The 25559-nt window shown below is 30.2% G+C and carries 25 protein-coding genes and 1 other RNA gene; 14 read left to right on the top strand and 12 right to left on the bottom strand.

The genetic code is table 11. The features are described from left to right. Positions 1–127 precede the first annotated feature (127 nt). Positions 128–877, top strand: coding sequence for a 23S rRNA (guanosine(2251)-2'-O)-methyltransferase RlmB (gene rlmB, locus WHD54_RS10155; protein WP_088323530.1), 750 nt, complete (start codon positions 128–130; stop codon positions 875–877). Positions 878–900: 23 nt separating this feature from the next. Here the strand turns inward: rlmB and WHD54_RS10150 are convergent, their stop codons facing one another. Further along, entirely contained in the window at positions 901–1629 is a 729-nt protein-coding gene (locus WHD54_RS10150) for a rhomboid family intramembrane serine protease (RefSeq protein WP_233130977.1), read from the bottom strand. Positions 1630–1651: 22 nt separating this feature from the next. Here WHD54_RS10150 and WHD54_RS10145 point away from each other — a divergent pair, with 22 nt between their 5' ends. After that, positions 1652–2923: a replication-associated recombination protein A gene (locus WHD54_RS10145; RefSeq protein ID WP_088323532.1), complete on the top strand. Its 1272-nt coding sequence runs from the start codon at positions 1652–1654 to the stop codon at positions 2921–2923. Here WHD54_RS10145 and WHD54_RS10140 read toward each other — a convergent pair. Further along, complete coding sequence (locus WHD54_RS10140) at positions 2920–3672, bottom strand: hypothetical protein (RefSeq protein ID WP_088323533.1); 753 nt, start codon at positions 3670–3672, stop codon at positions 2920–2922. The two genes, WHD54_RS10145 and WHD54_RS10140, sit on opposite strands and share 4 nt — an antisense overlap. A 21-nt stretch (positions 3673–3693) precedes the next feature. Then, complete coding sequence (locus WHD54_RS10135; protein ID WP_088323534.1) at positions 3694–4377, bottom strand: YjjG family noncanonical pyrimidine nucleotidase; 684 nt, start codon at positions 4375–4377, stop codon at positions 3694–3696. Positions 4378–4451: 74 nt separating this feature from the next. On the opposite strand from WHD54_RS10135, the gene WHD54_RS10130 reads away from it, so the two are divergent. Continuing rightward, positions 4452–5597, top strand: a complete 1146-nt coding sequence (locus tag WHD54_RS10130; RefSeq protein ID WP_143744244.1) for a glycosyltransferase family 4 protein — start codon at positions 4452–4454, stop codon at positions 5595–5597. Positions 5598–5637: 40 nt separating this feature from the next. Continuing rightward, positions 5638–6852 carry a polysaccharide biosynthesis C-terminal domain-containing protein gene (locus WHD54_RS10125; protein WP_088323536.1) on the top strand — a complete coding sequence of 405 codons (1215 nt, stop codon included), beginning with the start codon at positions 5638–5640 and terminating at the stop codon, positions 6850–6852. On the opposite strand, the gene WHD54_RS10120 is transcribed toward WHD54_RS10125, so the two are convergent. From WHD54_RS10120 to radC, 3 genes are read right to left on the bottom strand one after another with little or no spacing between them, the layout of a single operon-like run. Further along, entirely contained in the window at positions 6845–7723 is an 879-nt protein-coding gene (locus tag WHD54_RS10120; protein ID WP_088323537.1) for a hypothetical protein, read from the bottom strand. The genes WHD54_RS10125 and WHD54_RS10120 overlap by 8 nt on opposite strands. Before the next feature lies 1 nt (position 7724). Continuing rightward, on the bottom strand, positions 7725–9029 hold the full coding sequence (locus WHD54_RS10115; RefSeq protein ID WP_088323538.1) for a polysaccharide deacetylase family protein: 1305 nt from the start codon (positions 9027–9029) through the stop codon (positions 7725–7727). Between the two features lie 32 nt (positions 9030–9061). Beyond that, a complete protein-coding gene (radC, locus tag WHD54_RS10110; RefSeq protein WP_088323539.1) occupies positions 9062–9757 on the bottom strand; it encodes a RadC family protein in 696 nt (231 codons plus the stop codon). A 104-nt stretch (positions 9758–9861) separates the two neighbouring features. Here radC and trkA point away from each other — a divergent pair, with 104 nt between their 5' ends. The 6 genes from trkA (at position 9862) to WHD54_RS10080 (ending at position 17697) form a co-directional block, all read left to right on the top strand. After that, entirely contained in the window at positions 9862–11208 is a 1347-nt protein-coding gene (gene trkA, locus WHD54_RS10105; RefSeq protein ID WP_088323540.1) for a Trk system potassium transporter TrkA, read from the top strand. Between the two features lies 1 nt (position 11209). Further along, the gene (locus tag WHD54_RS10100; RefSeq protein WP_088323541.1) at positions 11210–12709 is read left to right on the top strand and encodes a TrkH family potassium uptake protein; all 1500 of its coding nucleotides are present in this window, start codon (positions 11210–11212) and stop codon (positions 12707–12709) included. A gap of 81 nt (positions 12710–12790) precedes the next feature. Next, positions 12791–15205 (top strand): T9SS type A sorting domain-containing protein, encoded by a 2415-nt coding sequence (locus tag WHD54_RS10095; protein ID WP_088323542.1) that lies wholly within the window; start codon positions 12791–12793, stop codon positions 15203–15205. Positions 15206–15214: 9 nt separating this feature from the next. Then, complete coding sequence (locus tag WHD54_RS10090; RefSeq protein ID WP_198943144.1) at positions 15215–15370, top strand: hypothetical protein; 156 nt, start codon at positions 15215–15217, stop codon at positions 15368–15370. Positions 15371–15461: 91 nt separating this feature from the next. Beyond that, complete coding sequence (locus WHD54_RS10085; RefSeq protein WP_088323543.1) at positions 15462–16601, top strand: hypothetical protein; 1140 nt, start codon at positions 15462–15464, stop codon at positions 16599–16601. Continuing rightward, a complete protein-coding gene (locus WHD54_RS10080) occupies positions 16591–17697 on the top strand; it encodes a nucleotidyltransferase family protein (RefSeq protein WP_088323544.1) in 1107 nt (368 codons plus the stop codon). Before WHD54_RS10085 ends, WHD54_RS10080 begins: the two co-directional genes overlap by 11 nt. On the opposite strand, the gene WHD54_RS10075 is transcribed toward WHD54_RS10080, so the two are convergent. Beyond that, the gene (locus WHD54_RS10075) at positions 17678–19039 is read right to left on the bottom strand and encodes a UDP-N-acetylmuramate--L-alanine ligase (RefSeq protein ID WP_088323545.1); all 1362 of its coding nucleotides are present in this window, start codon (positions 19037–19039) and stop codon (positions 17678–17680) included. The two genes, WHD54_RS10080 and WHD54_RS10075, sit on opposite strands and share 20 nt — an antisense overlap. Before the next feature lie 205 nt (positions 19040–19244). Here WHD54_RS10075 and WHD54_RS10070 point away from each other — a divergent pair, with 205 nt between their 5' ends. After that, positions 19245–19688, top strand: a complete 444-nt coding sequence (locus WHD54_RS10070; protein ID WP_088323546.1) for a hypothetical protein — start codon at positions 19245–19247, stop codon at positions 19686–19688. Positions 19689–19758: 70 nt separating this feature from the next. Here WHD54_RS10070 and WHD54_RS10065 read toward each other — a convergent pair whose 3' ends face one another. Next, entirely contained in the window at positions 19759–20772 is a 1014-nt protein-coding gene (locus tag WHD54_RS10065; RefSeq protein ID WP_088323898.1) for a M28 family peptidase, read from the bottom strand. 110 nt (positions 20773–20882) lie between these two features. Between WHD54_RS10065 and kdsA the strand changes: the two genes are divergently transcribed. Continuing rightward, entirely contained in the window at positions 20883–21701 is an 819-nt protein-coding gene (kdsA, locus tag WHD54_RS10060; protein ID WP_088323547.1) for a 3-deoxy-8-phosphooctulonate synthase, read from the top strand. A gap of 280 nt (positions 21702–21981) precedes the next feature. On the opposite strand, the gene WHD54_RS10055 is transcribed toward kdsA, so the two are convergent. Together WHD54_RS10055 and WHD54_RS10050 are read right to left on the bottom strand one after the other, a co-directional pair. Next, entirely contained in the window at positions 21982–22215 is a 234-nt protein-coding gene (locus WHD54_RS10055; RefSeq protein WP_088323548.1) for a hypothetical protein, read from the bottom strand. Between the two features lie 126 nt (positions 22216–22341). Further along, positions 22342–22530, bottom strand: a complete 189-nt coding sequence (locus WHD54_RS10050) for a hypothetical protein (protein ID WP_088323549.1) — start codon at positions 22528–22530, stop codon at positions 22342–22344. Positions 22531–22584: 54 nt separating this feature from the next. Between WHD54_RS10050 and WHD54_RS10045 the strand changes: the two genes are divergently transcribed. Then, positions 22585–23157 (top strand): hypothetical protein, encoded by a 573-nt coding sequence (locus WHD54_RS10045; RefSeq protein WP_088323550.1) that lies wholly within the window; start codon positions 22585–22587, stop codon positions 23155–23157. Between the two features lies 1 nt (position 23158). Here WHD54_RS10045 and WHD54_RS10040 read toward each other — a convergent pair whose 3' ends face one another. Then, a complete protein-coding gene (locus tag WHD54_RS10040; protein ID WP_088323551.1) occupies positions 23159–23386 on the bottom strand; it encodes a DUF3820 family protein in 228 nt (75 codons plus the stop codon). 24 nt (positions 23387–23410) lie between these two features. Then, positions 23411–24616 carry an NAD(P)-dependent oxidoreductase gene (locus WHD54_RS10035; RefSeq protein ID WP_088323552.1) on the bottom strand — a complete coding sequence of 402 codons (1206 nt, stop codon included), beginning with the start codon at positions 24614–24616 and terminating at the stop codon, positions 23411–23413. Between the two features lie 277 nt (positions 24617–24893). Between WHD54_RS10035 and ssrA the strand changes: the two genes are divergently transcribed. Next, positions 24894–25288, top strand: a transfer-messenger RNA (tmRNA) gene (ssrA, locus tag WHD54_RS10030). The last annotated feature ends 271 nt before the right edge of the window (positions 25289–25559 follow it).

Raw genomic sequence — 25559 nt, 5'->3', positions numbered from 1 at the left:
TTTGTATTATAAAATTTTTAAAACTGCCTCAATATTGAGGCAGTTTTTTTTTTGAAATAAAACTAATAATGATATGAAACCTTAAAAAAATAATTTTTCATAACAAATTAAAAAGTACCTTTGCAGCATGGATACAGACATGACAAATATCTTCGGTATTAGAGCGATTATAGAAGCTATAGAAAGTGGCTCAACTATCAATAAAATATACTTACAAAAAGGACTAAGAGGAGAACTTTTTTATAAATTAGACAAGCTGATTAAAGAAAAAAAACTAACTACTAGTATGGTTCCAGTAGAAAAGTTAAATAGATTATCTAAAAACAGTAACCATCAAGGTGCTGTTGCTCAAATATCTCCCGTTGAATTCGTCGACTTAGAAATATTAATAGAAAACACCTTACAAAAAAGTGATTCTCCCCTATTTCTTTTACTAGATCAAATCTCTGATGTTCGTAATTTTGGAGCTATCATAAGAACTGCCGAATGCACTGGTGTAAACGGTATAATTATTCAAAAAAATGGAAGTGCTCCTGTAAATGCAGAAACCATAAAAACATCTGCTGGTGCAGCTTTTAAAGTTCCTATTTGTAAAGTAGATCATATAAAAGACGCCGTATTTATGCTACAAGCATCAGAAATTAAAACTGTTGCAGCTACAGAAAAAACAGAAGACTCTATATTTGACATCAATTTTAAACAACCTACAGCTATCATTATGGGATCTGAACATAGAGGTGTAAACCCTTCAATATTAAAAATGGTAGATTCTAAAGCAAAACTTCCATTACTTGGAGAAATTGCTTCCTTAAATGTTTCGGTAGCATGTGGTGCCTTCTTATACGAAACTGTAAGACAAAGAACTAAAACTAAATAGTTATAAATTATTATTAGGTAAAGTTAGTCTGAATTTGACTCTTTAACTTCTTCATCACCTGGTGGAGAAAAATTACCGTTCTCATCAAATAATAAGTCAAAATCTGTAGGTGTAAATTCGTAGTTTTCTCTAACAATACCGGTATTTTTAAAAACAAAAGAGAAAATTATTCCTACCAAAAAGCCCGATAAGTGACCTTCCCAAGACATGCCCTCTTTTACGGGCATAATATACCATATCATGCTACCATATAAGAAAATAATCATTAAAGACAAGGCTACTAAACGGTAATGTCTTTTTAATATTCCACTAAAAAAAACAAAACTAAAGAGCAAATATACCATACCACTGGCACCAATATGGTAAGATTCTCTTGCAATAAGCCAAGTGAAAAAACCTGTAAAAAAACCGCCGTACAATAAAACTTTATAAGAAACTTCTTTATAAAAAAACCTTACACATAAAAGTAAAACAAAAAGAGGAATAGAGTTGTTAAAGAGATGGCTAGTGTTGCTATGAATAAAATGTGAAAATAATACTCCTCTCAGCCCAACAATTGTCCTTGGAAAAATACCATATTTATTAAAGTTAAGATCAAATTGTATTTCTACCCAATAAATAAACCAAATAAAAAAAACACCCAATAGAGGCAGTATAAAAACTTTACTATGTAATTTAAGTTGCTGTTCTTCGTTCATAATAATTATGATAACAAAAATACAACCAAAAATAAAAAGTGTAAAATCTGTCATAAATCTTTAGTATTTTTACCATATGAATGAACCTTTGGCAGAAAGAATAAGACCTAAAAAACTCGAAGATTATATTAGTCAGCAACATTTGGTTGGTAAAAATGGGGTACTTACAAGTCTTATAACTAAAGGTATTATACCCTCATTAATTTTGTGGGGACCTCCAGGAATAGGAAAAACAACACTAGCCAATATAATTGCAACAGAAAGTAAAAGGCCATTTTATACTTTAAGCGCCATAAGTTCTGGAGTTAAAGAGGTTAGAGAAATTATTGAAAAGGCTAAAAAAGGAGGCGGTTTATTTACTGCAAAAAATCCTATTTTATTTATAGATGAAATCCATAGGTTTAGTAAATCTCAACAAGACTCTCTTCTTGGTGCGGTAGAAAAAGGATGGATAACTCTTATCGGTGCCACAACAGAGAACCCCAGTTTTGAGGTTATCCCTGCTTTGCTTTCGAGATGTCAGGTATACATTTTAAATGCTTTTGATAAAGAGGACTTAATTTCTTTATTAAAAAGAGCTATTGAAAAGGATGAAATCTTATCAAGAAAAAAAATACAGCTTAAGGAAACTGCTGCGCTTTTACAAGTTTCTGGTGGTGATGCAAGGAAATTGTTAAATATATTTGAACTTTTAGTTTCTTCTGAAGATAATATTGTAATTACGAATGATTTAGTACTAAATAAAATACAAAAAAATACTTCTCACTATGATAAAACTGGTGAACAGCATTATGATATTGTTTCTGCATTTATCAAATCGATACGAGGTAGCGACCCAAATGCAGCAGTTTACTGGTTGGCAAGAATGATAGAAGGTGGCGAGGATGTAAAATTTATTGCTAGACGAATGTTAATTTTAGCATCAGAAGATATAGGTAATGCAAACCCGACAGCTTTAATTTTAGCGAATACAACTTTTCAATCTGTTGCCGTAATTGGCAATCCTGAATCTAGAATTATACTGAGTCAATGTGCAATATATTTAGCGAATTCTCCTAAAAGTAATGCTTCTTATGTAGCAATTGGAGCTGCACAGAAACTTGTTAAGGAAACAGGAGACTTGTCTGTTCCTTTGGCATTAAGAAATGCTCCAACAAAATTAATGAAAGATTTAGACTACGGAAAAGAGTATAAATACTCACATAATTATAGTAATAATTTTAAAGAACAAGAGTTTTTACCCAAAGAAATTTCAGGAACAAAACTTTACGAACCAGGTAATAACCAACGAGAAAATCAGTTTAGAGAAACTTTAAAAAATTGGTGGAAAAATAAGTACGAATATTAAAATTTAATTTGATATTCTTTAGATATTAAAGTATCATTATTGTAATATTCTACAAACCATAACTCATCCTTTTTAAATAATACTCCAGCTTTATCTTTTAAAATATAATAATTTGGTACACTTGTTTTAAGTGCAATAAATAACACTGCAGGTTTTTTATCGATTAACTGATAGCCGTTTTTTATAGGCTGCGCATATAATAAAATGTTTTTATCGGTTGTACTTAAAGATACATTTTCTTTTACTTGATGTATCGAGACACTTTCTTTAGGAATACTTGTTTTTTGTGCTTGGACAATAGTATTGCTATTTTTTAATGGGTTAGATACAACCTCTTCCATGCTTTGATGTGCATTTCTAATAGCTTCCTGGTAAGAACCTTTAAAATCTTTTAACTTACTTGTACCCACTTTTGAGGTATAAACCACTTTATTGAAACAGTCTTTAAACGTTATCGATACTTTTGTTTTAAACATTGAAGACTCCTCCACAACACTAGCTAACAGTGCTTTACAACGGTCTTTCTTTAGTGCCTCTGGGTATTGCTCAGAATCTAATATAACTGTAAATCCATTTTTTTTAAGTAAAAATTTAGTTAATGAACTTGTTTGATACTGGTCTACCTTTTTAAGAAACCCAAATTTTTGAGGAACTATAATAAATTCATAATCAGAAATTTTCTTTTCTTGAGAAAAGAAAGTAGTACTAGCCAAAGCAAAAGCTAATAAAAAGAAAAGCTGTTTTTTCATGATAATTTGTATTTTAAGTAATTATAAATAGTTTTTAATGTCTGTTAAATTTGTTACTGATATGAAGTTTTTATCAGTTTTTGTAATATTATCAAACACACAATGAATGGTTTTCATACCTACATTTTGTGCTCCAATTATATCTGCTTCTAAACTATCGCCTATCATTATTGAGTTATCTGGTGTGGCATTTGAAATTTGCATGGCATGCTCAAAAACTCTAGGATTAGGTTTTTTAACCCCTACAGATTCGGAGGTGATAATTTGTTCAAAATAGTGCAAAATACTAGCATTTGCCATCTTTTTTTCTTGAATTTCTTCAAATCCATTTGTTATAATATGGAGCGAATATTTATCTTTCAGATAATCTAATAATTCAAAAGCACCTTCAAAAAGATTATTAAAATTTGCCAAATTATTAATATAATCAGTAGCAATAGTATGGATTAATGCATCTGGAATGGTATAATTTATGGCATCGAAAGTATTTTTTAATCTACCATATCTTAGCGCTTCCTTAGAAATTTTTTCCTCTCTATACAACCTCCAATACTCTAAATTTAATGGTTTGTATACGGTTAGAAAAGAATCTAATTCAATATTTAATTGGTGATTTCTAAAAATTTGTTGAAAGGTTAAATCGGAGTTTTTTTCAAAATCCCAAAGGGTATGATCTAAATCAAAAAATACATGTTTAATTTCCATGGCTTAAAAGTAAAGATTATTCACAATAAAAAAGCACATTTAGTTGTTATATTTGTTTGCATAAATTTATTTTTTTGAAAAACAAACTTCACATACTTTTTATTTGCGGTTGGTATCCTTCAAGGGTTTTACCAAATAATGGAGATTTTATTCAAAGACATGCAAATGCCGTTTCTAAACAACATAAAGTAAGTACTTTACACATTATCACTGATAAAAACAGTAAAAAAAATATAGAGCTTGTTATTCGAAAAAAAGAACATGTACATGAATATATAGCTTATGTTACACAGACCAAAAATCCTGTAAAAAAAGCATATTTATTTTTAAAATCCTTTATAAAAATACTTCATAAAATAGATGCTTTTGATATCATCCATTTAAATGAAATCTATCCTTTTGGTATTTTTAGTGTGTATTTGAAATGGTTTTATAAAAAACCCTTTATAATTTCAGAACATTTTACTGGCTACCACCACCCTTTTGCTAAAAATATATCAATTAATAGAAAGCTAATTTCTAAAATCATTACTAAAAACGCAGCTTTTATATGCCCTGTATCTGAAGATTTAAAAAACTCTTTATTAAATCTAGGTTTTAAAGGTAATTACAAAATAGTACCAAATGTAGTAGATACCAAAATATTTTATCCTATAGAAAATACCAGTAATGCCTTTAAAATAGTGCATATTTCTAATATGATAAATAAACACAAAAATATTAAAGGGATTTTAAGGGTTGTAAAACAAATACAAGATGAAATATCTAATTTAGAATTTATGATGATTGGAAATAATTCTGAAGAATATATAAATTATGCTAAAGAACTAAACTTAGATTTTAGTAAAATTAAATTTATTAGTCAAATAGAGCATTATAAAGTTGCCAAAGAAATTAGAACTAGCAACTTGTTTGTGCTTTTTAGTAATTATGAAAATTTACCTTGTGTAATTTTAGAGGCTTTTTCTTGTGGTATACCCGTTATTTCTACAAACGTTGGAGGTATAAAAGAGTATTTTCCTAAAGATTTTGGTAAATTAATTTCCATTAAAGATGAAGATGAATTAGCAAAACAAATTCTTTTATTTTATAATAATTTTGTTCCTAATAAAACAAAAATGCACCAATATACCATTGATAATTTTTCTGAAGAGAAAATAACTTCAGATTTTGAAAAACTATACTTAAAAACCTTAAACATAAGCTCTGAAACTAATTAAAAACTACATATTAAATTTTTTAAAACGCTCTGGAAGCTATGTGCTTTCTGCTACCTTATTTAGCCGATTTTTTTCTTTTTTAGCTGCTTGGTTTGCTCTTAAATTAATTCCAAACAAAGAATTAGGTATTGTTCTTTTTGCATATAATATTATACTTTTTATCCTGCCTGTAAGTGGTTTAGGATTACACCAAAGCCTTATAAGATATGGTGCTTTACTAAAAACAAATAAAGAAAAAAACAGCTTATTCTTATATGTTTTTAAAAAAGGACTCGGAGTTTCGTTTTTACTTATTACAACTATCTTTATAACTACATGTATCATACATTTTCAATTTCTAGAAACAAAAAAATATGTAATTTTACTCTCTTTTATTATTATCCCCTCTTTTTTATTAGAAATTATAAAAGCTCAATTACGCCTACAACATAACAACAAACGTTTCGCTTTTGTAGAGATTATTCAAAGCTTAATACTAGTAATTTCTGTAATTTGTTTTAGTTATTTTTTAAAAGAATTAGGATATGCAATTGCATTAGTCTTAGCGCCAATGCTAACCTCTTTTTTATTTTTAAATAAAATAAATATTAATTTTAAGCTGAAAGAAACTATAAATATTACAAATTTTAAATTTTGGAAATATGGTTTTTTTGCCAGTTTATCTAATGTAGCATCACAATTACTGTTTGTGATTGATATTTTATTAATTGGATATCTATTAGCAAATACAGAAATGGTAACCAATTACAGATACATATCTTTAATTCCGTTTAGTATGCTTTTTTTACCACGCGTATTTATGGCTACAGATTTTGTTGCGTTTACGGAGAAAATTTTCGATAAAAAATACATTTATAATTACATAAAAAGCTACATGCTACTATTTACAGTAATAAGTATTTTTATGGTTGGTTTGTCATATTTTTTTGGAAATAAAATAATAACACTTTTAGATGTTAATTTTACTAATTATACAGACACTTTTTTAATTTTAATGGTTGGTGTTACAGGTGTTTTTATTTTTAGAGGTCTTTTTGGCAATTTACTATCTTCTATTGGCAAAGCACACATAAACTACTACATAGCTACTATTGCTTTACTTTTAAACGTAGTAAGCAATTATTTTTTAATACCAGAATTGGGCATAAAAGGTGCAGCAATAACCTCTGCTTTTTTAATGTGGTTTACGGGTATTTTATCTTGTATTTGGTTTTTAAATTTATACAAAACACTACTTCAAAAACAGCTTAAATAAAAGGGTATAGCTTATTTACTTTAATATATTGATATTCTTCTAGCTCTGCACCAAAACTTTTATAAAATGAGGCAATTCCTGGAATCATAGAACCTTCAAAATCTAATATTATGTTGGTATTACAAAACTGTTTAATTGTATAATTAATTAATAAACTAGCAACATTCTTTTCCTTCCCTTCTGTGGAAACTGCAGAAAATAAATAGTAAATTCTATTTCCTTCTTTAATAAAAAAACTAGCCCCAAGAACATTGTTTTTATGCTTTGCTCCTATTACAAAACCTTTTTTTTGTTTGATACTTGTATTAATAAGTAGCGTGATTATTTTGTATTGACGAGAAGTTAAATTTAAAAAAGAATAATACTTTTTGAAGAGTTTTATTAAAGATGCTGAAGATGTTGGTACAAACACTACTCCTAGTTTACTAGCTTGATTTATACGATATTTTCTATCTTTTCTATAATTGGTTTTTATTGATGAATAATCATTTTGAAGGTTTAATAAATAATTTTTTCTGGTAAAAGATTTTTTTGAAAATCTATTTTGAGAGTTGAACTGATAAGCAATCAATTTAAAAGAATTTGGAATTTTATTGATAAACTCATCTACAAAATCATCTTTAATTTCATCGACTGAAAAAACTCCTAATTGCTGACAAAAATAAGGCTGTGTAACATATTTAACACCAAATTTTCTCTTCCAAGGAATTGGCATAACTGCTTTGTAATCATCCAAAACCAAAACATCCCAATTATCTGCAACAATATCTAAATACCAAGAAAAAGCATAAAGTCTCGATTGTATAGATTTCTGTATGCAATCGTCATATTTTTTAGTATCTAAATCTTTTCTTTTAATGTATTTAATCATCTTAAGAAATAGCAATTTTAATCATGGATTCGTATAATCGTTTCCAACCTTTCCAGCGTAAATGATTGCTTAAACTTTCGTTATGAAAAAGGGTAATGAAAGTACCATTTACAGCTTTTACCTCATTTTTTAAATCTCTAATTATTCCTAAAGATTGTTTTGGTGTACTTTTAAGGTAGTCGTTTAAGGTGGTATCCATCAATGCGAAAGGGAAAATTTTAAGAGGTGTTTGTATTTCAAAATCTAAATCGTAGAAATAAAATGGTGTGCAAGTACTAGCTCTAAAACCTACATCGCTAGCGTATCCCATAGAGTAATCTTCTTCAATTTCTAGGTCTATTAATTGCTGATATGTTTCTGGTAAATTAAATCTTAAATAGTGTTGTCTCGACCTTTTTACGGGCATGTGTGTAATTGTTTCTAAACGTTGTTTTTCTGTTTTTAACAACGAAGCATTTTGCATGGTATGATAAGAAGGATGCAAACCAACACGAGCATAGTCTACTAAATCTTTTAGTAGTAGCTTATATTTATTTTTAGAAACAGAAACATTGGTATCGTAGGTAGAGTAATTGCCAACGGAACAAAAGAAAATAGTTTTTATATTTTTAGCCTTTTTAATATTTATAATTTTCTGAAAATTATCAAAAGGGTCTCTTTTTATATTTAATCGTACCGAAAGTCTATACCAAACATCTAAAAGTCGAAATTTAAATACATCGGTGGCAAAACCACCAATTGTTCTAATAAAACTTTTATGCTTGTAGGCAAAAGCATTATCTATGTCTACAGTAGAAATAAATTTATAGGTTCTTTTAGGATAGGTATAATCTGGAAATTTATCTTTTAATTTTTCTAATAATTTAAACGCCCAAATATCTACTACTGGCTTTTTTAAAAACTTTTTTCTAAAAGCCAAACTTTGTGTAGCTGTATACCTACCATGCTCATCTTTAACATGTGGTAAATATTCTTCGTAGCGAGAAATCAAATAAAAACTTGCCGCAAAAATATCGAAAGGAATGATAGATTTTTTTCCGACAGAAAAAAAACACGGAATTTCTTCCCATTTCTGAACATTAATTTCAATATCATTTACGCCTTGCTCAAACAATAAAGAATTGCTTTTTATGAAAAATTCATTTCCTAAAGGAGCTTTGGTATAACTTAATTTAGGACCGTTATAAGCCACAAACTCTTCTACTTTTGTTGTAAAATCTATTGAAACCAACAAAATTCTACTAAAAATATGCTTAAAAATATAGCGAACTCTGGGTGTAATTTTATGTGTATAAACTAATATCATTAATTAAAATAACTACTTTTTACTGTTACATTCTACAAAATTCCTTCATCTGCAAAGCTAAAATACGTTTTTTCAGTAATTATTATATGATCTAGTAGTTTTATATCTAAAGTAATGCTTGCCTCTTTAATTTTTTGAGTTATATTTTTATCGGATGTACTGGGCTGCAACTTACCAGAAGGGTGATTGTGACAAATAATAATAGCTACAGATGCAAGCTCTAATGCCCTTTTAAAAAGCAAACGAACATCTACAACTGTAGCTGTTAAGCCGCCTTTACTAATTTGATGCTGTGCCACCACCTTATTAGAATTATTCAGAAATAAAACCCAGAACTCCTCGTGCTGTAAATCGCCTATAATGGGTTGCATAATATTAGCGGCATCTTTACTCGAATGAATGTTACTTTTTTCTAAAGCTGTCTCTAATCGTCTTCTTTTACCGAGCTCAAGGGCAGTAATTATAGTAATCGCTTTTGCTTCTCCAATTCCCTTAAAAAGCATTAATTTTTCTACAGATAATTTAGCTAGCTCATTTATACTAGCATTGCTCTCTTTTAAAATTCTTTTAGACAATGCAACCGCACTCTCACTTTTATTTCCCGAACCAATTAAAATAGCTATTAACTCGGCATCGGATAGTGCCAAAATTCCTTTAGACAATAATTTTTCTCTTGGCCTATCGTCTAAAGCCCAAGATTTAATAGTCAGCTTTTCTTTCTCATGCATTGCTAAATGTACAAAAAACAATAGTACCTATCATAAATTTTGAAATTTTATATTTTACCTGCACAACTCTTTATATCTTTGCATTATATTCTATATTTTAAAATATGAAGATTATTATAGCTGGTGCTGGAGATGTAGGTTTTCATTTAGCAAAGCTACTTTCTTACGAGTCTCAAGATACATATATTATAGACTTTGATGCAGAAAAATTAAATTACCTAAATAACCATTTAGATGTAATTACCAAAAAAGGAGATGCTACTTCTATTAAACTCTTAAAAGAAATAGGTATTGATTCTGCAGATTTATTAATTGCTGTTACAGAAAGTCAGAATACTAACTTTACCATTTCGGTAATTGGTAAATCTCTAGGTGCAAAAAAAACCATTGCAAGAATAGACAATCCAGAATTTTTAAACAATTGTGAGGTCGACTTTGAGAAATTTGGTTTAGACTTTATGATTTCGCCACAAGAACTCGCTGCAAATGAAATAAAAATGCTATTAAATCAATCTTCTTTTAATGATACTGTAGAATTTGAAAGCGGAGTTTTTAATGTGATGGGAACCTCTTTAACATACAAATCTCCACTAGTAGATTTAACCGTAAAAGAGGCCAAACACAAGTTTAAAAATATCGATTTTATTGCAATTGCTATTAAAAGAGAAAACGTAAGTCAAACAATTATTCCGAGAGGAGATACTACCTACCAAATTAACGATCAGGTTTATTTTTCTGTACCAAATTACAGCATGAAAGACCTCTACCCTATTATTGGAAGAAAGCAATTTAATATTAAAAATGTTATTATTTTAGGTGGAAGTAGTATTGGTGAAAAGACAGCCAGAAACCTTTGTGAAGACAATTTTAATGTTAAACTCATCGAAAAAAATAGAGAAAAAGCAGAATTGTTAGCAGAAGACCTTTGCAATACGCTTGTAATAAATGGCGATGGTAGAGACCTAGAATTACTGGAAGAAGAAAATATAAGAGAAACAGATGCTTTTATTGCTGTTACAGGAAATTCTGAGACCAACATTATGTCTTGTTTAGTAGCAAAATCTAAAGGCGTAAAAAAAACAATTGCTTTGGTAGAAAATATGGATTATATCGATATTTCTCAAACTATAGGTATAGAATCCTTAATTAACAAAAAGTTAATTGCTGCAAGTAATATTTTTAGACATATTAGAAAAGGTGAAATTCTAGCACTTGCAAACCTTCATAATATAGATGCAGAAGTTTTTGAATTTGAAGTTAGACCAGATGCTAAGGTTACAGAAAAAGCAATAGAGGACTTACATTTTCCTAGAGAAGCAGTTTTTGGAGGAATTATTAGAGATGGTAAACCTTTTATGTCTTTTGGAAAAATGAAAATTCAAAGCGGAGACAAAGTAATTGTGTTTTGCTTGCCAGAAGCCATACAGACGGTAGAAAGCCTATTTAGATAACATGAGAACTCTAAACACAAAAATAATTTATCGCTTTTTAGGAATAACGGCTATGCTAAATGGCTTTTTTATGTTCCTTGCCGTTCCTTTTAGTATGTATCATAACGAGCCAGAAAAATGGGGTATTTTAAGCGCAGGAATTATAACCGTTTTTGTAGGGCTTTTACTTTTTATTTTAAACAAACCTAACGATGTTAATATTCACAAAAAAGAAGGATACTTAATAGTTACACTCGGTTGGCTAACTCTTTCTTTTACAGGAATGTTGCCTTTTATATTATCGGGAGCTATCCCCAATATGACAGATGCTTTTTTTGAAACTATTTCTGGATATTCAACCACCGGATCTTCGATATTAACTAATATTGATGAAATGCCAAAAGGAATATTATTTTGGCGAAGTGCCACACATTGGATTGGTGGTATGGGTATAATTGTACTAACAATTGCTATTTTACCACTTTTAGGTATTGGAGGAATGCAACTTTTTATGGCGGAAGCTCCAGGGCCATCTGCAGATAAATTACACCCCAGAATTACAGATACAGCAAAAAGACTCTATTTAATATATGTAACTCTTACAGCTGTTCAGTTTTTACTTTTAAAAGTAGCAGGAATGACATGGTTCGACGCCATAAACCATGCTATGTCTACAATGAGTACCGGTGGATTTTCTACCAAAGGTAGCAGCGTGGCATTTTACAATAACAAACCAATAATTCAATATATAATTATTGCCTTTATGTTTATTGCCGGTACTAATTTTGTACTTACCTATTTTGCCTTAAAAGGTAAAATTCAAAAAGTATTTAACAGTGAAGAGTTTAAATACTACTTCTTTGTAACTCTAGGAGTTGCAGCAGTAATATCATTAATTATTATCTTTTTTCAAGACCCAAATTTACAAACTACCATTAGCCACCCAAAAGTATTTGGCGCCACAGAAAGTGCCATTAGGCATGCCTTGTTTATGGTAACCTCTGTAATTACCACCACTGGTTTTGTTTCTGCTGACTTTACTATGTGGAATTTCTTTGCTACAGGAATATTTTTTGCCCTTTTTTTTACTGGAGGTTCAGCAGGCTCTACAAGTGGAGGAATAAAAGTAGTAAGACATATTGTAATGCTAAAAAATAGCTTTTTAGAGTTTAAAAAAGCTTTGCACCCTAATGCCATAATTCCGGTAAGATATGATGGCAAAACAGTACACCAAAATATTGTATTTAACATTTTATCCTTCTTTGTAATTTATATGTTAATATTTATAATATCTTCTGTAATATTAACATTATTCGGTCTCGACTTTATGTCTGCACTTGGTGCTGCTGCTTCCTCTTTAGGAAATATTGGGCCTGCTATTGGTTCGGTTAGTCCTGTAGATAGTTTTGCGCATTTAAGTACTGCTGCAAAGTGGTTTTGCTCTTTTTTAATGCTAATTGGTAGACTCGAATTATTTACGGTACTTATTTTATTTACTCCTTTCTTTTGGCGTAAAAACTAATTAGTATTTTACTAGCAATTAACCCTTTATAAATACTATCAAATATTTTTGTTGTATATTGAGTCTCTAACAAAAATAACTATGAAAAAAGAAAACCTATTAAAAGTTGGGCTTATACTCCTATGCCTAAATTTCGCTCCTACAAACATTCAATCTCAAACTAGAGGAAGTATTGCATTTACTGCAATAAACACAGATGGAGACGATGATTTTGCAATTGCAATACTTGCAGATATCTCACCAAATACAACAATTTATTTTACTGATTATGAATGGAATGAAACTACCTCTTCATTTACAGAAACAGGTTCTGATGGTTTTTTAACCTGGAACACAGGAGATAAAACTATAAAAGCTGGTAGAATAATAACTTTTACAGATATAGATAATGAAGCCAATACTCATTATGATGTTTCTGTTGGACAAATTTCTAACAATGAAAACATCGGCTTAATAGCTAGTGGAGAAACATTGTTTGCATACCTTGGCACAGATAGGTTTACCCCTACATTATTTTTAACTGGAATAAAAAATGGAACAATTACAACAGAGTTAATAGGCACTGGACTTGGTGGCAGTGATTTATCTGTAGCTATAGATTTCCTGGAGTTCAACCCTACTAATAGTCCCGATGGCGGAGTATTTACCGGCTCTAGATCAAACAAATTACTCTATTCAGAGTATTTTAGTGACCTTATGAATGATGCGGCTACAAATTGGACAAGAAACACAGAGAATGGGGAAAACTTACTTCCGTTTTCTCAAGAGAATTTTACAATTAACACTACCTCATGGATCGGAATTTCAAATGAGTGGAACGATAGTTTAAATTGGTCGAATGGCATTCCAAATTCAAATTCATTAACTATAATTCCCGATGCTAATTCAACGCCAAATAATTTAGAAATAATAGCAACAAATTCTGCTGAAACTGGTAATTTTCAACTACAAATAAACGCTATGGTTAGCATTAAAGAAGGTGGTTCTCTTACTGTAAATGGAAACGTGTTGGTAGCTGCAACTGCAGAAATTAATATGAAATCAAAAATAATTGCTCCCAACACAATAAATGCCAGCTCTTTAATTGTAAAAGGAACTTATATAAAAAACACTAGTAATCAGTTTCTGTACTTTTTAGAGACAAATAAAGATAATACGAACAAATGGTCTCTAATTTCTGCACCCGTTATTGGCGAAAGTATAGAAAATTTTACAAATTTTGTAGGCCTTCGAACCAATGGAAATAATTATGCTATTGCTCGTTACAATAATGCAAATAACAATTGGAAATACTATAAAATTACTGAACCTATAACTGCTAACCCAGCGGAAACTACTTTAGCAAATGCAGGAAATTTTGAAAGTGGAAAAGGATATACTATCTCTCCGAATTCAAACATTGGAAATATTTCTGACACAAATAAAGGTAATATTGGCTTTCAGGGGGATATACCAGATACAGACTTTCATGTAATCATGAACACCAACTCAAATAATAACTACAACTTATTAGGCAATCCATATCCTTCATTTCTACCTTTAAACAACTCTGCAGATTTAACCAATAATCTTTTAATACAAAATGGTGCTAATGGAGATGATGTTTTAGCGGAGGAAACCGCTTGGTTTTGGGACAAAGAGGCTAACAATGGTTTGGGAGATTATACAACAGTTAACCAAGTAAATAATGCTCATTTTATTGCACCAGGACAAGGTTTTTTTGTAAAAGCTAAAAATGATGGAACGATATTTAAATTTAAAAAAAATATGCAATCGCACATTTCTAATGGTGTTTATTACAAAAATAATAATCAACAACCATCAGTTACCCTTGTAATAAGTGACAAATCTAAATTAAAAAAAACACAAATTTATTACAGAGCCACTAAAACTATCAACTTTGATAATGGCTATGACAGCTCACTCTTTGAGGGGATAAAAGACTCATTAACGTTATACAGCAAGCTTATTTCTGATAACAATAAATATAAATTAGCAATTCAAACACTTCCCAACGCAAACATAGAAAACTTAGTTATACCAATTGTTGTAAATACTAAAACTACTAAGCAGATTACTTTTTCTGCAGAAAATGTGCTGTTACCCGATTCTTATAAACTATATCTAGAAGATAAGTTACACAATACAATGCACGAAATTTATGACGATAGTATAACATACACTACCACTGTTTTTAAGAATTCTTCTGAAGATAGGTTTCATATTCATACCAAGCCTTCAAGCTCTTTGAGTGTAAAGAATAATGAGGTTTCTAAACCAGATATTTACAACACACCAAATAATTACCTTATCGTTAACGGATTAAATAACAATTCGTATTCACTTTCAATTTACACCATTTTGGGTAAAGAAATAGTAAAGAATAAAAAAACCAAACAATATGATGTAGACATATCATTCTTAAAGAATGGTATTTACCTCATAAATGTGACCACTGAAAAATATGTTTTAAACAAAAAAATTATTATTAAATAAAGCTATAAGATGAAAAAGAACCCTAATATTTCTCGAAAAACTGCATTAAAAAAAATTGGTAACTACTCTAAATATGCAGCATTAACTGCTATTAGTACTTATTTAATTTTAAATCCGAAAGCGGCACAAGCGCAAAGTCCGAATGCACCAGGCACTGGCTTTTAGAATAGTAATTAAACACTTTAAAAAAACGTTTCAATTTATTTTGAAACGTTTTTTTTGTGGGTTGAATTAAAAATAAGTATTTTTATTTCTAATGAACAGTAAACCTCCTATTTTATACAAATCAATAGAAAATAAAACCATCTATTGGAAAGAAGAAAGTAACAAATACATTGTTTTAGAAAATGCTACAGCAGCTATTTTGCAAAAAATAAGTAACAATGTTTCTCTTAAAAAAATTGCTGAAGAGTTAGCTTTAAAATTATCGCTTCCTGAAGAAGATACTTTTCTATTTGTAAAAGATGTAAAAGAACAATTAATTGGTGCTAATACTGATAAAAAAAGTACACAAAAAAACACAAAAAAACAGCAAAAAAAACCGAACACTTTCGAATTTACTAAGCTTTATAAAGTAAACACTATAGTTTTTAAGGTACATTTTTTTTCTGAATATGAGCTATTTCTAGTACATCCAAAGTTTGCACATTTAGAAATAAAAGAAAGTGAAGTTACCACCACGCAATTTTATGTATTTACTATCGATAAAAAAATCTATTTTTATGTAGATACCAAGTTTATTGGAAGTTGGGATTTAACAGAAGTTCATTTTTTTCAGGGAAAGTTTTCTATGGAACTTATTCAAAAAATTCATCAAAAAGAAGAAGATGAATGGCTGGGTGTGTTTCATGCCTCTGCAGTTGCAAACAATAAAAAAAGTATCTTATTTTTAGGCGATTCTGGCAACGGAAAAAGTACATCTTTGGCATTGCTACAATCGAACGGTTTTACTTGTTTGGCAGATGATTTTGTGCCAATAGATGTTCATAAAAAAATGGTTCATAGTTTTCCTGCTGCTATTTCTATCAAAAAAAATAGCTTGGATACTTTACTTCCATTGTTTCCTGAGCTAAAAACATCTGCAGAATATCATTTCAAACGATTGAATAAAATAGTTCGCTATCTAAAACCAAACAATACAAATTTTTTAGAAAGTTTACCTTGTAATGACATTGTATTTATAAAATATAAAAAAGATAGTAGCTTACACTTTACTAAAATTTCTAAAATTAACGCTTTTCAAGAGCTAGTTCCGGACTCTTGGCTTTCTCCAATAAAAAAAAATGCCAGCATCTTTTTAGAGTGGTTTGATACCATTAATTGTTACACCATTACCTATTCTAATAACAACGAAATGATTGCTGCTGTCTCTAAAATTTTCGATAATGAGCTATAAAGAAACCCTTTTTTTTATTGCTAAATGTTTAACAATATCTACCAATCAAACTCATAAAAACGCTGTTGAAATAGCGCTTAAAAAAAATAGGGTTAATTGGAATTCTGTGGTAGCAGTTAGCACAAATCATTATGTTTTTCCTGCGTTGTACATACATTTTAAAAATGCACATTTTTTACATTATCTGCCCAAAGATTTGGTAAATTATATGAAAGAATTAACAACTCTTAACAGAGACAGAAATGCACAGATAATTGCACAAGCAAAAGAAGTAAATGAATTGTTGTTAGCTCATAATATTCGTCCCATTTTTTTAAAAGGAACAGGAAATTTATTAGAAGGCTTATACCAAGATATTGCAGAAAGAATGGTGGGAGATATCGATTTTATAGTACCAAAAGATTCTTACAACAAGGCATTTGAAATACTTTTACAACATAAATACACCAAATTTCACAATAAAGATTATGAGTTTCCGCAATTTAAGCATAAGCCAAGGTTAATAAAAAATGATAAAATTGCTGCTTTAGAAGTGCATAAAGAATTTTTAAAAGAGAAGTATTCTGAAGATTTTAATTTTGAAACTGTAAAAGAATCAATTCAAACTAGTAATAATATTAGTTTTTTAAGTTACAAACACCAGCTATGCTTATCGGTAATTGCCAAACAAATTAACGATCATGGTAATTTATTTAAAAACATGGCTTTAAGAAATGCATACGATGTTTACTTGCTTTCACAAAAGACAAGTGCAAAAAATGCTTTTGAAGGATTGCAAGATCTGGCAAATCATTTACATAATTTTTTGGCAATATGTTACGAGGTATTTGATAAAGTTGACTCCTTAGAATATACAGAAACTGACGCCACAAAAAAATATGTATTAGAATTTTACAAACAATTAAACAATAATTCACTTACAAGCAAAAAACATAAAAGAATAAAGAACAAACTATTTTTAAAAGCTAGATGGTTAATTATTTACAAATCATTATTCGAAAAATCGTATCGTAAATTTCTTTTTTCTAGAGTTTTAGATAAGGAATGGCAACAAGAAAAACGAATACAACTCGGACTTAAAAAGAGGAGTTCATAGCTTTTAAATCATTAAAATCTAAACCACCATAATTTCCAGAACTCATTAAAATTAGTGCGGTATCTTCTAGGTTTTCTTTAAAAAGAAACTCTTTAAAAGCAACAGAATCGGTATAAATAACCAAGTCCTCTCTATCAAAAGCAGCAGCAATTTGTGCTGCTGTTACGGCTTCTAATTCCTTTATTTTAACAGCTTCTGGCGAGTAAAAAACCACTGCTTTATCAGCATTATCTAAAGCACCTTTGTACTCAGATAGGAAATTTGCATTTAAACTAGAATAAGTATGCAATTCTAAGCATGCTACTATTTTTCTTTTTGCATACTGTTCTTTTAATGCCTTTGTAGTTGCAGAAACTTTACTAGGACTGTGTGCAAAATCTTTAAAAATAACGGTATTATTATTTTCTGCAACTTTTTCTAAACGCTTATTAGCACCTTTAAAACTCGCTATTGCCTCATAAAAATCGTCTTCATCAATACCCATATGTTGGCAAATCCACTTTGCACCAGCTAAATTTTGTAAATTATGTGTTCCGAAAATTTCTAGAGGTAAATCTCCCTCTTGCGTTTCTATATAAGTTATTCCGTTCTCTATATAATGCTCAGGTGTTTGATACGGGTATTTTTTTATGTGATTTGTAGATGACTCCACAACCTCTTTAACAATACTATCCTCTTCGTTATACACCATACTCCCGCCATTTACCATAGAGTCTGTAAAAATTCGAAACTGTTCTGTGTAGTTTTCGAATGTAGGAAATACGTTTATATGATCCCATGCAATACCACTTAAAAGTGCAATATTGGGTTTATACAAATGAAATTTAGGTCTTCTATCTATCGGAGAACTTAAATACTCATCTCCTTCTAAAACAATAAAATCATTTTCTTCTGTTAAGTGTACCATTGTTTCAAAACCCTCTAATTGAGCACCCACCATATAATCTACAGGTGTTTCATGATAATTTAGTACATGTAAAATCATGGAGGTAATTGTTGTTTTTCCGTGAGAACCCCCAATAACTACACGTGTTTTATTTTTAGATTGTTCATATAAAAACTCTGGATAAGAATATATTTTTAGTCCTAATTCTTGAGCTTTTAATAATTCTGTATTGTGTTCTTTAGCATGCATTCCTAGAATAACTACCGATATATCTGAAGATATTTTTTCTGGAAACCAGCCAAATTTTTCTGGTAATAATCCATATTTTTCTAAACGAGCTTTAGAAGGGTTATGAATAATATCATCGCTACCAGTAACTTGGTATCCTTTTTTGTGTAGCGCAATTGCTAAATTGTGCATTGCACTACCACCAATTGCTATAAAATGAATGTTCATGAAAAATATATTAAACAACAAAAATACAAAAGCTTTGTAAAATATGATTTAGTTTTTATGGGAATCTATCATTCGACAATTTGCATCATTTACACACAACTTAAGGCTTTTATTTTTGTGAATGAAATACTTAAATTTTGGGACTTCAGTTCTAAAATTGAGCAAGTTTATTATATTCGCAATTATAAATTCAAAAAATATCAGAATGAAAAAATCATTTCTAATTTTAGGCTTATTATTAACTACAATTACCGTTATTAACGCACAAGAAATGTCTGATAATGCTATAGGATTGCGCTTTAACAATAAAGATGGACTAGGCGCTTCTATTTTGTATCAGAAAAAAATGACCGATTTGAACAGATTAGAGATAAACCTTGGACTAAGAAACGAATTTAGTAGTTTTAAAGGAACAGGTTTGTATCAATGGGTTTGGAACTTAGAAAACCAATTTAATTGGTACGCTGGTTTTGGTGGTGGTTTCGATTCTGGTTTTTCTGCCCTTTATGGTGCAGGAATTGTTGGTATTGAATATAACTTTAACGCACCAATTTTAATTTCATTAGACTATAGACCAGAAGTAGGAATAACTGGAAATTATGATGGAATAGGAAATAGTTTTGCCTTTGCTATAAGGTATCAATTTTAATATAAACAACCTTAAAAAACCTGCTTAAAAAATATTTAAGCAGGTTTTTTAATTGAAATTAGCACTTTTATTACTCTTTTATCTCAACTCTAGTGGGGGTATCTTTTCCATTAATTATACTTTCTGTACCCTTCGCAACCGCTTGAATTGTTTGAGTTATTACGGTCATATTAAGAGTTTCGGCTTCATCTGAAACCTGATGATAATCCGCATCTACATCTATAGGAGTTGTAGAAAACGTATGAGAAGGAACCCCCAATCTTGCCAATGAAGCATTGTCTGATCTAAAAAATAAATTAAACTTTTTATACGGATCTGGAAATAACTGATACCCTGTTCCTTCTAAATTCTCTTGAATAATTTTCCCGAAATCGGATCTCTCAAAACCGGTTAACCAAGCTGTATTTGGACCAAAACTTGGTGTTTTCCCTATCATTTCTAAATTAATACCAGCTACAAACTTACTTGCATCGATACTTTTACCAAAATGTTTAGAACCAATTAACCCCACTTCTTCTGCAGTAAAAGCAGCAAAGACTAACGTTCTTTCGTTACCTACTTTCTTAAAATAATCTGCCAAAACCAATAATCCGGTTACACCAGATGCGTCGTCATTTGCCCCATTAAAAATACGGTCTCCTTCTCCACTTTCTGACATTCCTAAATGGTCGTAATGAGCAGAAATAATTACGTACTCGTCCTTCCTACTTTTTCCTTCTAAAACACCAATAATATTACTAGAGGTAATAGCCGTTTTAGACCTTCTTGTGTTAAAGGTAAATGTTTGTCGGTAACTATCTAGTCCTTCAAAAGTAGATAAGCCTATTTTTTTATATTCGTTTTCTATATAAACAGCCGCTTTTTCTATACCTGGCGTCCCAGATTTTCTTCCTTCCATTTCATCTGATGCCAACGTATACAGATGTTTTCTAACTTTATTAGAATCGATAAACACATTATTGTCTGCCTTTTTGCTTGATGCACTTAAACCATTTTTACCAGCTACACCTTTACTACCAATTGTTATAGAAACACAACCTATTACGAATACCAATACTACTAATAAACCAACTATTTTTTTCATTATATTAAATTTTAAAAGTATAAATATAACTAATTTTATAGGAACAAAAAGGTAGAAATTGGCATTTAAAACACTATTAATTTTGTGTACTTTTGTAAAAAAATACAACAATGATTTTATCTGAAATTCCGAATATAAAACATACAGATGCAAATAACTTCTTCTTACTAGCAGGACCATGCGCAATAGAAAGTGAGGATATGGCATTAAGAATTGCCGAAAAAGTAGTTTCTATAACCGATAAATTAGAAATTCCGTATATTTTTAAAGGAAGTTTTAAAAAAGCAAATAGAAGTAGAATAGACAGTTTTACTGGTATTGGTGATGAAAAGGCGCTAAAAATATTAAGAAAAGTATCTGAAACTTTTCGGGTTCCAACAGTTACCGACATCCATGAAGTTTCTGATGCAGAAATGGCTGCAGCTTATGTAGATGTATTGCAAATTCCTGCTTTTTTAGTAAGACAAACAGACCTGGTAGTTGCGGCAGCAAAAACAGGAAAGGTAGTAAACTTAAAAAAAGGTCAATTTATGAGTCCGGGTGCAATGAAACATGCCGTTCAAAAAGTAAAAGATGCTGGTTCAAATAAAGCTTGGATTACCGATAGAGGTACCATGTTTGGATACCAAGATATGATTGTAGATTTTAGAGGTATTCCAGAAATGCGACAGTTTGCACCAACAATTTTAGATGTAACTCATTCTTTACAACAACCAAACCAAACTGCTGGTGTTACTGGCGGAAGACCAGAAATGATAGAAACCATTGCTAGAGCTGGTATTGTAAATAATGTTGATGGCTTATTTATAGAAACTCATTTCGACCCTAAAAATGCTAAATCTGACGGAGCAAATATGTTACATCTAAATGGTTTAGAAAAATTGTTGACCAACCTAGTAACTATTAGAAAAACAATTAATAAACTATAATTTAGTTTTACAAAAAAAATCTCCACTAATAACCCTATAATTAGTGGAGATTTTTTTTCCCTTTATTCTTTCAATTCATTAATTTTATGATGATATATGATCGTTAAAACCTCTATTAAAAGACGGTCATCAATATCATCTATAGAAAAATATCTTAGAGAAGCAACTTTCTTTCTATTTTCAATCACCAAAAATTGATCGGTTTTGTGTATGACTAGTGGCGTGTTTAAGCAACTAATTTAGCTAATAAAAACCGAATATAAAATCTGTGATTATTTCATTATTCGTATTTTGCTAAAAGTTCAGAACTGTTTTTAAATCGATTGTTTCGGAAATCAGATTCCGATTTGTCAATTCTTTTATTCAGTTCCTCTTTAGTCATAGGTTCAAATATCCGCTCGTCTGAAGCATTTTTTTCTTTTCTCAATATTTTTTCAAGACGTGAAACCGCTTCTTCACTTTGAAGTTTTAAAAATTCTTGAACAAATTCTATTTTTAGAGCTTCTAAATTCATTTTATTCAGCTTTTTATCAGAGATACAAAATTATCAATTTAATCATCTATTTTTCTTTAATTGACGAATTTCACAGCTTGTTGCCAACATATGGATAAAGCGCATCACACACATAAAATCTCAAATCTACATATCCTTTTTCGCTACATAATTTAAATAGCAAAAAGGCACATTGTTTACATAATAAAAAGGAAGGTGCCATTTAAAATGTAAATTTAAATCAGAAAAATTGGTTTCTATAATCATTTTTAAGTTTAAAAGCAGCTGATTATATGGTTCTGGCTGACTTAAAAAGTAATTTTCTGCAGGCTTCATTTGAATTATGTTACGTACTCTTTTTTTGTATCTTTACGAAAGATATAGCTATTTATGAATAAAAAAAGTACACTCCACGATAATTTTGAAATTAATTTTACTCTAAAAGGAATAACTAGTATTGTAATTGGTATTTATTTTTTAGGATTGGCCTTTATTTTAAAATATATTTTGGATAGCTTTTTAATAGATGACCATACCATTGGTATGCTGTCTCCAGAAATTTTAGAGGTAGTTGTAATCTCTTGTATTGCTTCTTTTATTTTATTAAGCTGTTTGGCACTTTTTTTTGCTGCTAGAAGAAATGCAAAAACTTTTCAATTTTTACTATGGAATCGTAAAACTAAAATTGCAGTTTTTCAGTTTATACTTGGTCTTATTACAGTTACTATAGCGGGTTTTCTTTTATTAGAAAACGGTTATGAAGACTACCTAACCTCTACTTTCTTGGTTTTTTACGCACTACTATTGGTTCTTTTTAAGAATAAACAACGAAAAAACATTCTTGTTTTATCAGGAATCTCAATCTTACTAGCTATAGTTTGTTTTAACATTCCTAGTTACTGGAATCCTGCCATAAATATTTTAGGAATTGCACATATTTGTTACGGAATTATTCAAAAATAAACTACAAATAATTTTGTTTAATCTTTCGAACAATATCCTCTAAACCATTTAGTTGAAGTTCGTAAATAAGTTGCATTTGTTGCCCTAACTTTCCCTTCGGAAAACCTTTTGTTCGGTACCAAACAAGATATTGTTCTGGTAAATCTATTAAAAAATACCCTTTGTACTTTCCGAAAGGCATTTTCATTTTTGCCAAATCTATTAAAAACTGTTGGTTATAATTCAACATAAGTAATGTTTACTTAAATAAGTGCTATTCTTTGCCATCTACATAATCTTGTAAATAAGAAAACCTTTCTGTTAATTTACCATTTTCTGTAATTTTTGCACGCTCTAAAATGCCATTTTCATCATTGTTAAAAAAAGCAGGAATTACATTTTTTAAAAACATGTCACCAAAGCCTTCACTGGCATCTTTTGGTAATTCACAGGGTAAATTATCTACTGCCATTACAACAATGGCTTCTTCATCCTTAAAATCTACCTCCTTTTCTTTCTGCGGATGATAGCCATAAATAGGATTTTTTATAGTTGATGCTCGAATTGTAGAAGCAACTGGGCCATCAATATCACAAGAAATATCTGCAATGTATTTTATTTTAAACGCTGGTGATTTGGCATCTTCTCTTGAAAATAAATAAGGAGCTCCATCACCAAAAAAATGACCAGCAATAAAAAAGTCTGTAACGTTTGCAAAACGCATAAAATTGGCTTTATAAGCTTCTGGATGATTATAAAAATCTAAATTATCAATTACTTTTCCGTCTAAACGTTGGTTGTAATCTAACACATCTGCCAAACAATATACTGCATGGTTGTAATTATTATGTAAATATTCATCAACAGAAACAGCAGGAATATTCATTGCATCTAACATTTCTTTAGCGCCATATGCCACTTTTCCATTACCTGTTAAAAGTATTTTCATATTCGGTATTGCTATAGAATTAAGCTCATTAACAAGTTCTTTTTGGTCTAACAAAGTTGCTGCTTTTGGTAAATGATACAACTCTTTGGCTAAACCTATTGCCCTAAAACCATTGTAAGCGCCAACAATACCTGCATAACGACCAAAGCCAATTAATCTAGCTCCGTTTTCAGAAACTATAGTTTCGTGGTCGTAGAGGGTAATTTTTTTTTGTAAGACTGCCTTTAGCAAGTTTCTGTTGTAAGGTTGTTTTTTGATGGTATGACTAAAGAAAAAATATTTTTTACGGGCTATTAAAGCATCAATTGGCACTTCTTTTACACCCAAAAGCACATCGCAATCTGTTAAATTTTCTGCAACTTGTATTCCATTACATTTGTACTGATCATCTGTAAAAACTCGAATATCTGAACTTTCTACAACAACGTTTGCATCAGAAAATTGGTTTTGTAACTCAACTAATTTTTGGGGTGAGAAAACTACTCTTTTATCTGGTGGATTTTTACGCTCTTTAATAATTCCAAATTTCATATTACTTAGGGTTTAAAAAGTGCTAAATTGTGGTGTAGCAAAGGTTCTTTAATATTTGCTCGAAGATATTAGATTTTATACAGATGGGCAACTGTATTTTTCATACTTTTGCTTGCCTATAAGAACAATTTCTTTTTTACACATTGTTCTGTAGAATTTAACAAAATACGTACTTTAATAAATAGTGTTTAATGTAAAAAATGGTATTATTTTTGTAGTGTATTTGGTGTTCTTTGAAAAAATAAAATGGAGCAGGTATTGGCTACCATTCCATTAAGGGGACGACTGGTTTTGACAGCAAGGTCAGTGAATTTGTAAGCATACCGAGTTATGAAATAACACTCGTAAAACCTAATTTCAACTTTTTAAACGGCGAAGATAACTACGCTTTAGCTGCATAATCTGAATTAATAGTAAGATTAGCCTAGTCCCGCAAGGCGGGAAAGCTTTATGTCCACGAAAAGCCCTGGTTTATGGCGTTTCACTTTTGGGCATCGTAAAAATAAACATAGAAAACCTGAAACTTCGGCAGGTTTTCGAAACTAAAGAAGTTAAGCTAATGGTAGGTTGTTCTTAATCAGTCTTTAGTCGAAAATCGAATAAGAACTATGTATGTAGAAAGCTTTTTGGCTGCTTGTTTGGACCCGAGTTCGATTCTCGGCGTCTCCACTATTTACCCACAAACACTGAGGATTTAGTCCATTAATTTGGCACTATTCTCGGTGTTTTTTCTTCCTATCAAACAACTCCCAAACTAAGTGTCTACAGATCATTAGACTTAATTTAATGAGTTCTTTAATAGATTCTGTAGGGTGTCCGTAGATCTTTAAACACATCCTGTTTTTGTCTCTTTAAACCGATTTTCTGTTGGAATATTTGCACCTAACTAAACCTATCACATCCAATTTAGGTGCATTTAGGTCACAGAAATCGATTTTTAAGG

Source organism: Polaribacter tangerinus (genome assembly GCF_038024095.1).
GTDB lineage: Bacteria > Bacteroidota > Bacteroidia > Flavobacteriales > Flavobacteriaceae > Polaribacter > Polaribacter tangerinus.
The sequence above is the reverse complement of the archived record's forward strand: the minus strand, read 5'-3'. Positions and strand labels throughout refer to the sequence as shown.

What these genes read in the sequence shown, in the direction of transcription:
- WHD54_RS10075 (WP_088323545.1), bottom strand. Translation starts at nt 19,039, where the DNA reads ATGAACATTCATTTTATAGCAATTGGTGGTAGTGCAATGCACAATTTA.
- WHD54_RS10070 (WP_088323546.1), top strand. Translation starts at nt 19,245, where the DNA reads ATGAAAAAATCATTTCTAATTTTAGGCTTATTATTAACTACAATTACC.
- WHD54_RS10115 (WP_088323538.1), bottom strand. Translation starts at nt 9,029, where the DNA reads ATGATATTAGTTTATACACATAAAATTACACCCAGAGTTCGCTATATT.
- WHD54_RS10090 (WP_198943144.1), top strand. Translation starts at nt 15,215, where the DNA reads ATGAAAAAGAACCCTAATATTTCTCGAAAAACTGCATTAAAAAAAATT.
- WHD54_RS10135 (WP_088323534.1), bottom strand. Translation starts at nt 4,377, where the DNA reads ATGGAAATTAAACATGTATTTTTTGATTTAGATCATACCCTTTGGGAT.
- kdsA (WP_088323547.1), top strand. Translation starts at nt 20,883, where the DNA reads ATGATTTTATCTGAAATTCCGAATATAAAACATACAGATGCAAATAAC.
- WHD54_RS10055 (WP_088323548.1), bottom strand. Translation starts at nt 22,215, where the DNA reads ATGAATTTAGAAGCTCTAAAAATAGAATTTGTTCAAGAATTTTTAAAA.
- WHD54_RS10045 (WP_088323550.1), top strand. Translation starts at nt 22,585, where the DNA reads ATGAATAAAAAAAGTACACTCCACGATAATTTTGAAATTAATTTTACT.
- WHD54_RS10150 (WP_233130977.1), bottom strand. Translation starts at nt 1,629, where the DNA reads ATGACAGATTTTACACTTTTTATTTTTGGTTGTATTTTTGTTATCATA.
- WHD54_RS10140 (WP_088323533.1), bottom strand. Translation starts at nt 3,672, where the DNA reads ATGAAAAAACAGCTTTTCTTTTTATTAGCTTTTGCTTTGGCTAGTACT.
- WHD54_RS10145 (WP_088323532.1), top strand. Translation starts at nt 1,652, where the DNA reads ATGAATGAACCTTTGGCAGAAAGAATAAGACCTAAAAAACTCGAAGAT.
- radC (WP_088323539.1), bottom strand. Translation starts at nt 9,757, where the DNA reads ATGCATGAGAAAGAAAAGCTGACTATTAAATCTTGGGCTTTAGACGAT.
- rlmB (WP_088323530.1), top strand. Translation starts at nt 128, where the DNA reads ATGGATACAGACATGACAAATATCTTCGGTATTAGAGCGATTATAGAA.
- WHD54_RS10035 (WP_088323552.1), bottom strand. Translation starts at nt 24,616, where the DNA reads ATGAAATTTGGAATTATTAAAGAGCGTAAAAATCCACCAGATAAAAGA.
- WHD54_RS10080 (WP_088323544.1), top strand. Translation starts at nt 16,591, where the DNA reads ATGAGCTATAAAGAAACCCTTTTTTTTATTGCTAAATGTTTAACAATA.
- WHD54_RS10065 (WP_088323898.1), bottom strand. Translation starts at nt 20,772, where the DNA reads ATGAAAAAAATAGTTGGTTTATTAGTAGTATTGGTATTCGTAATAGGT.
- WHD54_RS10120 (WP_088323537.1), bottom strand. Translation starts at nt 7,723, where the DNA reads ATGATTAAATACATTAAAAGAAAAGATTTAGATACTAAAAAATATGAC.
- WHD54_RS10040 (WP_088323551.1), bottom strand. Translation starts at nt 23,386, where the DNA reads ATGTTGAATTATAACCAACAGTTTTTAATAGATTTGGCAAAAATGAAA.
- trkA (WP_088323540.1), top strand. Translation starts at nt 9,862, where the DNA reads ATGAAGATTATTATAGCTGGTGCTGGAGATGTAGGTTTTCATTTAGCA.
- WHD54_RS10085 (WP_088323543.1), top strand. Translation starts at nt 15,462, where the DNA reads ATGAACAGTAAACCTCCTATTTTATACAAATCAATAGAAAATAAAACC.
- WHD54_RS10095 (WP_088323542.1), top strand. Translation starts at nt 12,791, where the DNA reads ATGAAAAAAGAAAACCTATTAAAAGTTGGGCTTATACTCCTATGCCTA.
- WHD54_RS10050 (WP_088323549.1), bottom strand. Translation starts at nt 22,530, where the DNA reads ATGAAGCCTGCAGAAAATTACTTTTTAAGTCAGCCAGAACCATATAAT.
- WHD54_RS10100 (WP_088323541.1), top strand. Translation starts at nt 11,210, where the DNA reads ATGAGAACTCTAAACACAAAAATAATTTATCGCTTTTTAGGAATAACG.